Source organism: Natronospirillum operosum, from assembly GCF_004768465.1.
Taxonomy (GTDB): domain Bacteria; phylum Pseudomonadota; class Gammaproteobacteria; order Pseudomonadales; family Natronospirillaceae; genus Natronospirillum; species Natronospirillum operosum.
This window is the reverse complement of sequence record NZ_SRMF01000002.1, coordinates 522,967-537,246: the sequence shown is the minus strand read 5'-3', so window position 1 is coordinate 537,246 and position 14,280 is coordinate 522,967. Positions and strand designations below refer to the sequence as shown.

Genomic DNA, 14,280 nt, shown 5'->3' with positions numbered 1-14,280 from the left:
CAGTGTAAAGGATCACCATAGACGCCGACCCGTCCTAAAAATAATGGAGCCCTGCCCGGACCCGTGCGACCGCCCAAGAGGAGGGAGGTTACAATGAGTGCCGAGGGGACAGGCGAAGACAGAAGCCCCCGCAGCGCGATGGCCTGCCTGGCCTGAAACGGAACTGAAACACATAACAGGTGATGTTTATGCTGACGATCAAATCGAGACTGCTACTCCCGCTGTCCCTGCTGATAACCGGGCTGCTCGCGTCTGCCCCGGCTGCCAGCCAGACAGTCACAATCGGAACCAACCAGCCGGGTACGCTGTTCTACTCCACCGGTGTCGGCTTGTCCGAAACACTCGAAAATCAGGGCATCAATGCCCGGGTGCAGCCTTATGCCGGCTCGGGGCCGCTGATGGCTCTGGTCAATCAGGGCGAACTCGACTTTGCCGTGGTCAATGTGTTCGAGGTATCGCGCGCACTGGACGGCGAGGTGCCGTTCAACTCGGAGCACCCGAACCTGCGCGTGGTCGCGGGGCTGTTTGAAAGCCAGGTCGGCTTTCTGGTGGATGATGATTCGGACATTCAGGAATTGTCTGATATCGCCGGCAAGCGAGTGGCCGCAGGCTACTCTTCAGCGCCGATTATCGAACTGATGCGTCAGGCCATAGTCGCCAATGCGGGGCTGTCCGACTCGGACATAACCACTGTATCGGTGCCGAATACACCGCGCGGCGGCGAACTGCTGTCTTCCGGCCGGGTGGATGTGGCCTTCCTGTCTGCAGGCTCCGGCAGTGTGGAAGAGCTGGAAGCCTCCATGGGCGGCGTTCGTTTCCTGTCGCTGTATGACGATGACGCTGCCGTTGAAGCCACGCAGCAAATCATGCCGCAGGGTTATCCGGCGCCGATGGACAGAGAGAGCCTGCCGGCCGGTATTGCTGCAGATACCAATTTGCTGACCTATGCTGTGGTTCTGGTCGCGCACCGCGATTTCGATCCCGCAGCGATCGAGTCGGTCCTGCAGGCCATGGAAGAAGGCAGTGAGGAACTGGGCAATGCGGTCGCCAACTTCCGCGGCATTGACCGTGAACGCATGCGTGGCGTACCCAACATTCCCTACCATGATGCAGCTCTGAACTACTTCGACTGACCTGCCCGGGCCCGCAGGGCAAATGCCCCCGGGCCCTTTATTCCGCAGAACAGAAAGCCGATGGGAGAGTGATCCTGATGTCGATGGTTGTACGTGGCCTGGTGTTGATCAATCAATGGGTTTTTGTGGCCTGTGCTGCTGCCCTGACTCTGATCACCTGTTTTCTGGCTTTCAATCTGGGTTCCTATTTTGGCATCAGCTATTACGAAGAGCAGTTCTTCGCGCTGGCTGTGGGCTGTGCGCTGTTTGTGGCCTACCACAAATGGCCGGTATCGGCGCAGTTGGCGCCCTGGCAGTTCTGGTTGCGCCGCGTACTGGACCTTGTGGCCGCATGGGGGTGCCTGCTGGTAGCGGGTTATTTCGCCTGGAATTTCGAGCAATACTCCATGGCCATCGCCTTTCGGCCGCCGGAGGTCGTTATCGGCGGCTCCCTGTTGCTGCTGGCCATGCTGGAGGCAGTGCGTCGTATTGCCGGTCTGCCGCTGCTGGTCATCATTGTCACCATAGTGGCTTATGGGCTCTGGGGCAGTCATCTGCCGTCCCGGTTTGCGGCGCCCTCCGTGAACTGGGATTACCTGGTGACCTATATCACCACCGACCCGTCGGCCCTGCTGGGTATGCCGGTGGCTGTGGCCGTTGTGGTGGTGCTGCCCTTCCTGTTCATGGGCGGGCTGCTGAGTCGTTCGGGCGGCGGACAGTTCTTTACCGACATCTGCCTGGCCGTTTTCCGGCGTTCGCCCGGTGGGCCGGCCAAGGTGTCGGTGGTGTCATCGGCGCTGCTGGGCTCGGTGTCCGGCAGTGCGGTGGCCAATGTGGCCACCAGTGGTGTGATCACCATTCCGATGATGAAGCGGGCCGGTGTGAAACCGGAACGCGCCGCAGCCACCGAGGCGGTGGCTTCGACGGGCGGCCAGTTGATACCGCCGGTGATGGGCGCCGCAGCGTTCCTGATGGCAGAGTTTCTGCAGATTCCGTTCGCTACCGTGGTCATGGCAGCGCTGATCCCGGCCACGCTGTTCTTCGTCATTCTGTTTCTGAATATCCACCTGCTGGCCTGCCGGGATGGTACCGGCGCCATTGAGCCGCTGGACCGCACCGCCTGGGAGTACTTTCGCAGTGGCTGGTACACCTTCTTCGGGCTGATACTGTTGTTCGTGCTGCTGATCGGGTTTCGCTGGAGTCCGGAAATGGCCGCCTTCAGTGCTGCTGCCTTCTATGCCGTCTGCGGCCTGACCCTGGGCTACATGGGCCACAAGGTGCGGCTGCGCGAGGTGCTGGACAACTTTCGTTCCACCGGTGTGATCGCCACCGACGTTATCATCATATCGGCTGCGGCCGGCGTGATCATCGGGGTGCTGAACTATTCCGGGCTGACTCAGTCCCTGTCCCGGTTCCTGCTGTATCTGTCCTTCGACATGGTGACCCTGCTGGTGGTCTACACGGCTGTGGCCTCCATCATACTGGGCATGGGCATGCCCACTACCGGTGTCTATGTGCTGCTGGCAGTGCTGATGGCGCCGGCGCTGGTGCAGGTCGGCATCGAGCCGCTGGCGGCCCACTTCTTCATCTTCTACTTTGGCGTGCTGTCGATGATTACCCCGCCGGTGGCCATCGCCGCCTTCTCTGCTGCCAGCATCGGCGACGCCCGGCCCATGCGCACGGCGGTGGAATGTGTCGCTCTCGGGTGGCCCCTGTTTGTACTGCCTTTCATGATGATCGTGAACCCGGCTCTGTTGCTGACCAGAGGCTGGGGTGAAGGGTTGCTGATGTTTGTGCTGGTGGTGGTAAGCTTTGCGGGTATCGCCGCCGGCAGCATCGGCTACTGGCGTGGCATGTTGCCGCCGCTGTATCGGCTGGTGCTGTGTCTGCTGGGCGCGGCGATCGTGCTGATGGGGTTCACCGGCGTCGGAGCGGGTGTGTACCAGTGGCTGTTGCTGACCATCATGGTGCTGCTGCTGGCGTTGCGTTATCTGCGTCCTGTGCCGCAGCTTTCAGGCAGTCGATAAAGCGCATGACCCCGTCATTGGCGAGCCTGGGCTTCCAGGCCAGCATCAGGCTCCAGGGCACCGCGTCGCTGAGATCGTCGATCTCGCGCAGCGTCACATCCGGGAACGGCAACAGGGCGGCGCTCTGCTGCACGAAGCAGACCCCCAGCCCGGCGGAGACCAGGGCCAGCATGGTTGGCGTCAGTTTCGCTTCCTGTTCGATACTCGGGGTATAATCATGGGCATTAAAATAATCATGCAAGCGCTTATATAAATAGGGATTTACTGCGCGCGGGAAAAATATAAGTGGCTCTTTTCGAATATCATCGACAGTTATTATTTTCTGTTCGGCGAGTGCATGATGTCTGCATATCGCCAGCATTGTCCTGTCTCTTCTGATTTCCATCATCTGTATGCCGGGCGGGCAGTGCTCGCTGGGCAAGGTGATGCAGACATCCAGTTCGTCGTCCCGCAGCATGTCCAGCAGGTCCGCAGTGCCTGCTTCACGCAGTTTGACCTGAATGTCCGGTGCAACCTGATGCAGGCGCCGAATGGCCTGAGGCACCAGTTGCAAAATGCCGGCAGTGACAAACCCGACCTTCACCGGCCGCTGCTCTCCGGTGGCTGCAAGCTGGGCATTCTGCATGGTCAGCTCGAACTCGCTGACCAGCCGTCGGGCATCCGGCAGCAGTTGCTGCCCCAGTGGGGTCAGTTGGGTGCCACTGCGTGCGGCACGGTCGAAAAGTGCGCCTCCGAGATATTCTTCGAAACGCTTGATGGACTGGCTCAGCGGCGCCTGCTCCATGTTCAGGCGGCGCGCTGCACGTCCGAAATGGAGCTCTTCCGCGACCGCCACGAAATGGCGCAGGTGTCTTATGTCCATGTTATCGAATCGGTATCAGCAGATATATATTTCGTATTTTACCAGCGCTTTTCCGGCTCTGTATAGTTGATACTGTATTAGTTGCAATGAGGATTCAGCATGCCGTACCAACATATAAAAGTAACTCGTCTGAGCCCGCATGTGGGCGCGGAGATCGAGGGCGTGGACCTCACCTCTGAAATCAGTGACGAGGTGTTTGCGGAAATCAGGAAAGCATTTCTGGACTGTGGTGTCATCTTTTTCCGCGACCAGCAGATCAGTTTCGACGATCAGATCCGCTTTGCGCGTCAGTTTGGTCCGCTGGGCAAGCATGTGGGGGCCAAGACCATCAGCAAGACCACGGACAACCCGCTGGTACGCAAGTTTCACTACGACGAAACCAGCACCATGATCTCCGGTGAGAACTTTCACAGTGACCAATCCTGTGCCGAAGTGCCGCCTCTGGGCAGCATGCTGTACAACCACACGGTACCGCCGCACAACGGCGGCAGCACGATGTTTGCGAGCATGTACGCCGCCTATGAAGCGCTGTCGGAGCCCATGAAACAGTATCTGGACGGACTGACTGCGACCCATGACGGCACGCGTGTATTCGGGCAGGGCACACCGGTGTCCGCGCACCCGGTAGTCGTCAAGCACCCCGAAACCGGGCGCAAGCTGCTGTTCGTCAATACGGACTTCACGTCGCACATCAATGAAGTGCCCCGGCATGAGTCCAGGCGTGTTCTGGAGTTTCTCTATGAACACTGCGCCAAGCCGGAGTGGAGCTGCCGCTTCAACTGGACGCCGCATTCGGTGGCCCTGTGGGACAACCGCTGTACCCACCACAAGGCGGTATGGGACTACTGGCCGCACGTGCGGTCTGGTTACCGGGTGCAGATAGAGGGTACGACTCGGCCCCTGGCGGCGGCTGCCTGATGCCTGCAATCTCTGCCGGCACTCCGAGTGCCGGCAGGGTAACCAGTACATGCATTTACACTTTCTGACACTCTGAAACAGAGCGCATTTCCCGGTTCTGTTCATAACTCATTGATTGTCTTGCCTTTCTCGCCATCTGGCTGCAGTTCTGCCCTGGTTCGGGCCGGATTGACATCCGGCGGGTCCTGTTCTATCGTTGATCATATATAAAAACTTGTTTCATATAATAAAACATGGAGCAGGAAACAAGCCGGTTGAAATCGGTGATCGACGGCGAGAGGGCCTTATGAAGACAGGGTTGGAACTGGCTATCTGTGGCGGCGGCATTGGCGGCCTTTGTGCGGCCATTGCCTGCGGACAGGTCGGGCATCAGGTCAGGGTTTATGAGCAGGCAAAGGCATTCCGTCGCATCGGCGCGGATGTCAATCTTACGCCCAATGCGGTGAAGTGCCTGGACGGGTTGGGTGTCGGTGGCATCATTCGCGAGACGGCCGCTCGGCCGACGCATCGCCTCAGTCGCACCTGGGATACCGGCGAAGTCACTTCCAAGCTGGCCATGGGCAATGACGCTGAAGAGCGTTATGGTGCACCGCAGCTTACCATCCACCGTGGCGACCTGCTGCAGGCGCTGGAACAGCAGCTGCCTTCTGATGTTATCCATCTGGATCACGGTGTGGAGTCGGTAGACAGCCAGTCCACACCACCGCTGATCCGTTTCGAACGTGACCGTACCACCACGGCAGACCTGCTGGTCGGTGGTGACGGCATCCATTCCGCCGTTCGCCGCAGCCTGTTTGGCGCCGATCAGCCCGAATTTACCGGTCTGGTGTCCTACCGGGCCGTGGTGCCCCGCAGCGCCATTGATGTACCCAATCTCGATGCCTTCACCAAGTGGTGGGGGCCCTCACCGGACATTCAGGTCGTGGTCTTTCCGCTGACTCGCGGTGAAGAGGTGTTCATCTTTGCCACCACACCACAACAGGGCTGGACCGAGGAGTCCTGGACCATGCCGGGTGATGTGGAAGAGTTGCGTGCGGTTTACCAGGACTTTCATCCTGAAGTGCAGGCGCTGCTGGGCGCAGTCGAGTCGGTGACCAAATCGGCGCTCTATGTTCGTGAGCCCATGTCCGCGTGGCACCGTGGCGCGGCCGTGGTGCTGGGTGATGCGGCGCACCCCATGGTGCCCTTCATGGCGCAGGGGGCTTGTATGGCCATTGAGGATGCCGTGGTGCTGGCGCGCTGCCTGGAGAGTGTTTCGACAACGGATCTGGCACCGGCACTGCAGCGTTTCGAGCGCGCACGGCTGGAACGTACCGCCAATGTACAACGCGGTTCCCGAGCCAATGACTGGCTCAAACAGGCTGGCAATGCGGACTGGGTGTATGGCTATGATGCCTGGAATGTCGCGCTGGACTGATCTCTAGACTGACCATAGAAAAAAACAGAGGTGTACCATGAAAAACAGGATACTGACTGCTCTTGCCGCAGGTCTGGCCACTGCGACCCTGGCCGTTTCGGCCCAGGCCCAACAACAGCTGCGTGTGGTGTCTTTCATCCCGCAGGCCATTCCGCTGGCGACCGGCTTTCAGGCCTTTATTGACGGCATCAATGACGAGTTTGCGGGCGAGGTGCAGTTGAACTGGATCGGTGGCCCGGAAGTGATCAATCCATTCGATCTCGCTGACGCCGTGCGCAATGGCGCCATCGATGTGGCGCTGATCAGCCCGAGCTACTATTCGGGTACTGTGCCGGCTTCCACCACCAACAACCTGTCCATGAAGACCTATGAGGAGATTCGCGGCACCGGGTATTACGAGCGGCTGGACGAGTTGCATGCTGACCGCGGGCTGAAGTTCTGGGGTGAAATTCCGGCCTCGGAAATCGGCTTCAATATCTGGCTGGGTGACGAAATCACTTCTCTGGACGACATCCGCGGCAAGCGGATTCGGGTCTTCCCGACTGCGCAGCCGTTCCTGGAGGCCATGGGTGCCAATACCACCATCATGCCGATCGGAGAAATTTTCACCGCCATGGAGCGTGGTGTGATCGACGGCTTTGTGCAGGGCAATCAGGGCTGGGCGCCGCAGTATGGCGACGTCGTGTCCCATTATGTATCGCCTCAGTTCTACCGTGCCGGCTTCAATGTGCTGGTCAATCAGGATGCCTGGAACCGGATGTCGGAAGATCTGCGCGAGCGGCTCCAAACCTATCTGCGCGACGATCTGGCCTATCAACTGGAAGCCGAGAGCTGGGATCAGTACCTGGCGCTGGGTGAGCAGGAGATCGAAGAGGCCGGCTATGTCGAGTTGCGCCTGGAAGGCGATGACGCGGAAGACTATCTCAACCAGTCGCTGGAAACCGCCTGGGATCTGATGCGTGAGGATCTGGGCGAGGATCTGGCCAACGAACTGATGGACATGCTGGTGGATTGAACCAGCCTGTCAGGCGGGAGTAGAGCATTATGTCCTCGATAAAGATGTCGCGGTTGAACGACTGGATGGCTGCCATCATGCGGGGGGTCAGTGCGGTGAATCTGGCCCTGGCCGCCCTGGCTGCAGCCATACTGGTTGCCGCCACCCTGATGGTCTTTTCCGAGATCATCTCCCGCCTGCTGTTCAACCGATCACTGATGTGGACGGTGGAGGTCAGCGGGTACTCACTGCTGTACATGACCTTCCTGGGGGCGCCCTTCCTGCTGGAAAAGAACCGGCATGTGGCCATTGATCTGCTGGCCGGTGCCTTGCCCGCCACACCACAGAAGATACTGACCGCACTGACCAATCTGTTTGGTGCGGTCATCTGCCTGTACTTCGCCTGGTATGCATTGCAGGTCACTATCGACCAGTATCAGCATGGCATCCGGGTGACGTCCGTGCTGCGCCCGCAGCGCTATATCTTCACCGCCGTGGTGCCGCTGAGCATGCTGTTGCTGACGATCCAGTTTGTGGCGCATGCAGTGCACAGCCTGAGGGGGACCTCCGATGCCGAGTGAACGCAAGGTCAACTGTCCTGCCCCGGAGGTACGCTGATATGGAATGGTGGATGACGCTGTCGCTGATCCTGGGCGCCCTGATGTTCCTGATGATCATCGGTGTGCCGGTGGCCTTCAGTTTTCTGGCCGTCAATGTGGTCGGGGCCTACATATTCATGGGTGGTATTCCCGGGGTGCGCCAGCTGGTAGTCAACTCCACCGGAGCCCTGACCAGTTTCACGCTGGTACCCATAGCCATGTTCATGATCATGGGCGAGGTCATGTTCCGATCGGGCATTGCCAATGACCTGATGGATACGCTGGACAAATGGTTCGGCAAGCTGCGGGGTCGACTGGCCTTCATGGCTGTGGGCGGCGGGGTGCTGTTTTCCACCCTGACCGGCAACAGCATGGGTTCGATTGCCCTGCTGGGTTCAAGTCTGACCCCGGAGATGGAAAAAAGAGGCTACAAGAAGCCCATGTCACTGGGGCCCATTATCGGCTCCTCCGGGCTGGCCATCATGATACCGCCCAGTGCCCTGGCCGTGCTGCTGGGGGTCGTGGGTGAACTGTCCATCAGTCGCATCCTGATTGCCATCATTCTGCCCGGCCTGATCATGGCGGTGCTCTATGCGGCCTATATATGGATTCGCTGTACGGTGCAGCCTTCGGTGGCGCCGACTTTCGACATACCCTACACCCCCTGGCCCGAGAAGCTGAAGTCCGGTGCGGCCAACATAGTGCCCATCGGGGTTGTCGTCTTCTCCGTGGTCGGGGTGATCTTTCTGGGCTGGGCCACGCCGACCGAGGCAGCGGCCTCCGGGGCCGTGGCCACGGTACTGCTGGCGCTGTTCAAGCGGCGGCTGACTGTCCGCAAGTTCGGTGCCTCCATGTTCGAGAGCTCCAATCTCTCGGTAATGATTCTGCTGATAGTAGGCACCGCCATCGGTTTCAGCCAGTTGCTGGCCTTTACCGGCGTGACCTTCGGTCTGATGAATGCGGTGATGAGTCTGGACATCAGCCCGCGGATGATCGTCCTTATGATGATCCTGTCTGTGGTGCTGCTGGGCATGTTCATGGGGCCGCTGCCAATCATGCTGATTACACTGCCCATCTATATACCAGTGGTCACCCAGCTTGGCTTTGATCCCATCTGGTTTGCAGTGCTGTTCCTGATTGCGATCGAGACCGGTGCCACCTCACCACCAGTAGGGGCTGCATTGTTCGTGATGAAGGGTGTGGCGCCCAAGGGCACCACCATGATGGACATCTACAGAGCCGCCATACCCTTCCTGATCTGTGACTTCATGGCGTTGATTCTGGTCTTCACGTTCCCGCAGATCGTGACCTGGCCGGTCGAAATGATGTTCCGCTGAGCGGGGTCCGGATTGACAGCTGAGCAGTACAGGCGTAGTATAGTTTATATAATAACTGATGTTTCAAATATTAAATTTGTTCGATTCAGGCAGTACGGAAACACGATGGCACAATAGCCCAGCATGACCTGACAAGAGTGAAAAGAGTATGAGCCAAGAAAAAGATGCCCGCAGATACCTGATTCCCGGTCTTGAGCGGGGGCTGATCATCCTGATGGAACTGGCCCGCAGTCATCGTGAAATGAGTTTTGCCGAACTCGCCGAACGGATGGATTTTCCCAAGGCCACCGCCTATCGGGCGGTGCAGACCCTGGAGTACATGGGGTTCGTTCGCCGGCATCCGACCACAGGGCTGTATTCACTGGGTGTGAATGTACTGCGCCTCGGCTTCGAATATGTCGCGTCGCTGGACCTGGTCCAGGCCGGGCAGCCGGTGATCGAGTCGCTGCGCGACAAGACCCAGTGCTCCAGCCATATCGCCATCCGTGATGGGCAGGACGTGATCTACGTGGCCCGGGTCAGTGCGGCCAATGCCACCATCAACCAGGTGAGTGTGGGTACCCGTCTGCCGGCGCACCGCACGTCGCTGGGCCGCATGCTGCTGTCCGGGCTGAGTCGGTCCGAATTCGAAGCGGTGTATCCCGATGGCGAGCTGCCGGATACCAAGCCCGGCGCACCGGCCAATCGGGAAGCCCTGTGGGAACTGGTGCAGGAAGATGGTCGTCGAGGCTACGTGATCGGTGAATCCTTCTTCCAGTTCGGTATTTCCTCCGTGGTGTACCCGGTATTCAACGGCCAGGGCGATATCGAGGGCGTGGTCAGTATTCTGGTGCCGGTGCATGAGATTCCGGCAGAAGATCGTGAACCACTGAGAGCGCATGTCGAGGAAGCGGCAGCCAGCATCTCCGGCATGCTGGGCTATCGCGGCGGCCGCGCAGCGCGACAGGCGACCTGACAACAGAACGTGCAACCGTATTGCAGGTTCGGGAGAGCAGTGAAATGAGCATTGTAGGTATAGAAGCATTCGAGTTCGGCGTGGCCGACATGAAGGTCTGCCAGCGTTTTCTGCGCGACTTTGGCCTGAGGCCTGAGGTCGAAACAGCAGAGCACGCCGTCTTTCGGGCCCAGAATGGCGCCCGGATTGAAGCGCGCCCGCTGCAGGACCCGACTCTCCCGACACCCTTTGAAGAAGGGTCTACCCTGCGCCGGATGACCTGGGGCGTGGCGGATGCAACCGCGCTTGAGACCCTGCGTCAGCGCATGGCCGAGCAGCCGGGTTTCGAAGCCTCGGCCGAGGTCGTGCAGTGCCGTGACCCCAATGGCATGACGGTCCGCGTGATGCGCACCGCACTGCAGCCCGTGGAGCTGCGCGTGCCTCCGATCAATCAACATGGTGATATGCGCCGTGTGGACGAGCCCAGCCCGGTCTATGAGCGGGCCGAGCCGGTCGGTATCGGCCATGCCGTGTTCTTTGTCGAGGATCTGGCAGAAACCGAGGCGTTCTACCGTGATGTCATGGGCTTCCATGCCTCCGACCGCTATACCGATCGGGGCGTGTTCATGCGCATGCAGGCCCGGGGCGGACACCACAACCTGTTTCTGCTGAAGATCCCGAACAAGCCGCGCGGCCTGAATCATGTGGCCTTTACCGTGCGCGATATCCACGAGGTCATCGGCGGTGGCATTCACATGACTGGCAAGGAGTGGACAACCTTTATCGGCCCGGGGCGACACCCGGTGTCGTCGGCCTATTTCTGGTACGTCAACAGCCCGCTCGGCGGCGCCTTTGAATACTACACCAATGAAGACTACCTGACGGAAAACTGGCAGGCCCGGGAGATGGAGCACTCGCTCACGTCCTTCACCGAGTGGGCCATAGAAGGCGGTATCGATGACAAGACCCGGCGCCAGAAGAAGGACTGAGCACAAGACAGTCCCGACCGGACTCCATTGAATCACTGCACACCAAAGAGAGGTGAACGATCATGACCGCACAACTGGACACCTGGAAGAAACCTGCAGAGAAGAGCTTCGAGGACTGGATGGAATCCCGCATTGCCCGCTTCAAGGGCCGCAAGTACGACTGGGATGCCCTCAAGTTCCAGGCTGATTACGACCCCAAGTACCGGCGCGCCCAGATGCGCTACATCGGCACCGGCGCCACCGGCGTGAAGGACGATGCCAACACCATTCCGGCAGAACATTTCACCTTCTCCACCATGGTGCTGCCGGCCAAGTGTGAAGGCCCCCTGCACGTGCATGACGATGTGGAAGAGGTGTTCTTTGTGCTCAAGGGTGAAATCACGCTGTTTCTGCAGGATGGCGACCACTACATGGAAACCGTGCTGCAGGAGCGTGATGTGATCTCCATTCCGCCTGGTATCTATCGCGGGCTGTTCAACGGTACCGAGGAAGAGAGTCTGATGTGCGTCATGCTGGGCACACCCAAACCGCAGATTCCGACCTATCCGGATGATCATCCGCTGTCGAAGATCAAGCGCAACTAGAGGCCAGTCGGCCAGGTGGTGATGCCATGAAAATGATTGCCCTGTCTCTTGCCTCCGGTACCCAGGCCTACTGTGAATGGCCGGCGCAACAGGCCGCAGCGCCGACTGTGGTCATGCTGCATGGCATCAGTTCCGGCAGCGGGTCCTGGCAGCCATTGGTGCGCCATCTGGGTGACCATCGACTGCTGGCCTGGGATGCACCGGGCTACGGCATCAGCCGCATACTGGCAGCGAGTGAACCGACCGCTGCCGACTACGCCGAGCGGCTGGAATGCTGGCTCGCAGCGATGAACATTGAGCACTGCATTCTGCTGGGGCATTCGCTGGGCGCCATGATGGCGACGGCCTATGTGGCGCGTTATCCGCAGCGGGTACAGGGTCTGATCCTGGCCGACCCGGCCGAGGGGTACCGTCATGCCGGCACCGAGGAGCAGGTACGGGTCTACCAGAGCCGCTGGCCGGAACTGGAGCGCCAGGGCACGGTGGCCTACGCCGAGGGGCGGGCACCGCGACTGCTGCGAGCGGGGACCGAGGCAGCCAATTTAGAGCGGGTCCGGGCCGAAATGGGCAAGCTGAATGTGGAAGGCTTTCGGCGCGCCAACTGGATGCTGGCGCATGATGCGCTGGCGGACTACCTGCCGCTGCCCGCCGGGTTGCCGGGCGTGGTCCTGTGCGGCGCCGAAGATGCCATTACGCCGCCGGCGGGCGCCCAGGCCCTGGCCGCGCGACTGGGGCTGCCCTATCGGAGTATCGAGGCGGCGGGCCATGCCAGCTACATCGACAACCCGAGCGGATTTGCCGCCGCCGTGCGTGAACTGAGCGGCCAGGTGGCGCGCACCGAAACCATGGCGCTGGGAGGATAAATGAAATGATGGATTTTCTGATCCGCGAGCGGGTGGCGGTGGTCACCGGAGGCTCTTCGGGGATCGGTCTGGAGACCGTCCGCCTGTTGCTGGCCGCCGGTGCACGGGTGGCCTTCTGTGGACGCAACGCCGAGCGCCTGGAACAGGCGGCCCGGTCACTGCGCGCGGACTTCCCGCAGGCGCAACTGATGAGCGCTCCCTGTGATGTGCTGGACCCGGCTTCCTGTCACCGCTTTGCGACGGATGTGGTGCAGACCATGGGTGCAGTGGACATGCTGATCGCCAATGCCGGCCAGGGCTATGTGGCAACGCTGGACGAGACACCGGCTGACGCCTGGCTGTCCGAGACACAGCTGAAACTGCATGGCGTGCTCAACCCGCTGCAGGCCTTTCGCGCGCAGCTGGCCGCGTCGGATATCGGTTCTCTGACCTGCGTCAATTCATTGCTGGCCCTGCAGCCCGAGCCCCACATGATCGCCACCTCGGCGGCACGTGCCGCCCTGCTCAACATGACCCACAACCTGGCGCATGAACTGATCACGGATGGCATTCGCGTCAACTCCATCCTGCTGGGCATGGTGGAGTCCGGTCAGTGGCGGCGCCGCTACGAGCAGCGTGCCGACCCCGAGCAGACCTGGGAAGACTGGATCGGCGGCATTGCCCGCAAACGCGGTATACCCATGGGCCGCCTGGGCCGACCGGAAGAGCCCGCGCGGGCTCTGGTCTTTCTGGCTTCGCCCATGGCTTCATTCACAACCGGTGCGGCGCTTGACGTATCGGGCGGTTTCAACAGGCATCTGTAATCATGACAGCTCAACGCAATCAGAACCCCCAGTCCGGCGCCGCCAGCCGCAGCATCATGATGATCGGCTATGGCGCCATGGGGCGCGAAGTTCACCGTCTGCTGCCGGCCGGCCTGTCTCTGGACTGGGTGGTATTGCCGGCTCACAGTGATCTGAGTGAACGTCAGCACTTGCGCGACATCAACACCGTAAGCCGGGTCGACCAGTGTGCCGGCCGTCCGGATCTGGTACTGGAGTGCGCCGGTCAGGCCGGGGTGCGCGAGCACGGCGTCGCCGTCCTCGAACGGGGTCTGGATCTGGCCGTGGTCTCGGTCGGTGCGCTGGCTGACGAAGCCCTGCACAAGCGTCTTGAAGAAGCGGCCCGCAAGGGCGGTGGCCGACTGATATTGCTGTCGGGCGCCATTGCCGGCATCGATGGCCTGGCGGCAGCCCGCGAAGGCGGGCTGGACGAGGTTACCTACGAGTCACGCAAGGCCCCGCGCAGTTGGAAAGGCAGCCATGCCGAGAATCTGATCAATCTGGATACAGTCAGCTCCGCAACCGTGTTCTTCGAAGGCACCGCGGCCGAAGCTGCGCGTCTGTTTCCGGCCAATGCCAATGTGGCGGCGACGGTCGGCCTGGCCGGGGTGGGGCTTGAGGCCACCACCGTCAAGCTGACAGTGGACCCGCACACCGCCACCAACACCCATCGCATTCATGCCCGCGGGCGCTTTGGCGAATTCCATATCGAATTGAACGGCCGCCCGCTGGAAAACAACCCGAAAACATCCACGCTGGCGGCACTGTCCGTGGTCAGAGCCTGTCGACAGGCGCTGGCACCGATCGTGATCTGAGCTGCGGA

Annotated in this window: 14 protein-coding genes; 13 read left to right on the top strand and 1 reads right to left on the bottom strand. The window is 60.5% G+C overall.

What is annotated here, in order from left to right:
• The first annotated feature begins 188 nt into the window (after positions 1–188).
• Positions 189–1,133 carry a TAXI family TRAP transporter solute-binding subunit gene (locus tag E4656_RS08840; RefSeq protein WP_167855990.1) on the top strand — a complete coding sequence of 315 codons (945 nt, stop codon included), beginning with the start codon at positions 189–191 and terminating at the stop codon, positions 1,131–1,133.
• Positions 1,134–1,210: 77 nt separating this feature from the next.
• Complete coding sequence (locus E4656_RS08835; RefSeq protein WP_135482827.1) at positions 1,211–3,139, top strand: TRAP transporter permease; 1,929 nt, start codon at positions 1,211–1,213, stop codon at positions 3,137–3,139.
• Here the strand turns inward: E4656_RS08835 and E4656_RS08830 are convergent.
• On the bottom strand, positions 3,075–4,001 hold the full coding sequence (locus E4656_RS08830) for a LysR family transcriptional regulator (RefSeq protein WP_135482826.1): 927 nt from the start codon (positions 3,999–4,001) through the stop codon (positions 3,075–3,077). The genes E4656_RS08835 and E4656_RS08830 overlap by 65 nt on opposite strands.
• A gap of 99 nt (positions 4,002–4,100) precedes the next feature.
• Here E4656_RS08830 and E4656_RS08825 point away from each other — a divergent pair, with 99 nt between their 5' ends.
• The 11 genes from E4656_RS08825 to E4656_RS08775 all read left to right on the top strand — a co-directional run bounded on the left by E4656_RS08825 (position 4,101) and on the right by E4656_RS08775 (position 14,272).
• Positions 4,101–4,919 (top strand): TauD/TfdA dioxygenase family protein, encoded by an 819-nt coding sequence (locus E4656_RS08825; protein WP_135482825.1) that lies wholly within the window; start codon positions 4,101–4,103, stop codon positions 4,917–4,919.
• Positions 4,920–5,205: 286 nt separating this feature from the next.
• On the top strand, positions 5,206–6,336 hold the full coding sequence (locus E4656_RS08820; protein WP_135482824.1) for an FAD-dependent monooxygenase: 1,131 nt from the start codon (positions 5,206–5,208) through the stop codon (positions 6,334–6,336).
• A gap of 37 nt (positions 6,337–6,373) precedes the next feature.
• On the top strand, positions 6,374–7,351 hold the full coding sequence (gene dctP / locus E4656_RS08815) for a TRAP transporter substrate-binding protein DctP (protein WP_135482823.1): 978 nt from the start codon (positions 6,374–6,376) through the stop codon (positions 7,349–7,351).
• 29 nt (positions 7,352–7,380) lie between these two features.
• Complete coding sequence (locus E4656_RS08810) at positions 7,381–7,911, top strand: TRAP transporter small permease (RefSeq protein WP_135482822.1); 531 nt, start codon at positions 7,381–7,383, stop codon at positions 7,909–7,911.
• A gap of 38 nt (positions 7,912–7,949) precedes the next feature.
• On the top strand, positions 7,950–9,266 hold the full coding sequence (locus tag E4656_RS08805) for a TRAP transporter large permease (protein ID WP_135482821.1): 1,317 nt from the start codon (positions 7,950–7,952) through the stop codon (positions 9,264–9,266).
• 148 nt (positions 9,267–9,414) lie between these two features.
• Positions 9,415–10,221 (top strand): IclR family transcriptional regulator, encoded by an 807-nt coding sequence (locus tag E4656_RS08800; RefSeq protein WP_135482820.1) that lies wholly within the window; start codon positions 9,415–9,417, stop codon positions 10,219–10,221.
• Between the two features lie 44 nt (positions 10,222–10,265).
• Entirely contained in the window at positions 10,266–11,189 is a 924-nt protein-coding gene (locus E4656_RS08795) for a VOC family protein (RefSeq protein ID WP_135482819.1), read from the top strand.
• A 62-nt stretch (positions 11,190–11,251) separates the two neighbouring features.
• Complete coding sequence (locus E4656_RS08790; protein WP_135482818.1) at positions 11,252–11,773, top strand: cupin domain-containing protein; 522 nt, start codon at positions 11,252–11,254, stop codon at positions 11,771–11,773.
• Between the two features lie 26 nt (positions 11,774–11,799).
• Positions 11,800–12,636: an alpha/beta fold hydrolase gene (locus tag E4656_RS08785; RefSeq protein ID WP_135482817.1), complete on the top strand. Its 837-nt coding sequence runs from the start codon at positions 11,800–11,802 to the stop codon at positions 12,634–12,636.
• Positions 12,637–12,641: 5 nt separating this feature from the next.
• Positions 12,642–13,439, top strand: coding sequence for an SDR family oxidoreductase (locus E4656_RS08780; protein ID WP_240753946.1), 798 nt, complete (start codon positions 12,642–12,644; stop codon positions 13,437–13,439).
• A 2-nt stretch (positions 13,440–13,441) separates the two neighbouring features.
• Positions 13,442–14,272, top strand: coding sequence for an aspartate dehydrogenase (locus tag E4656_RS08775; protein ID WP_135482816.1), 831 nt, complete (start codon positions 13,442–13,444; stop codon positions 14,270–14,272).
• The last annotated feature ends 8 nt before the right edge of the window (positions 14,273–14,280 follow it).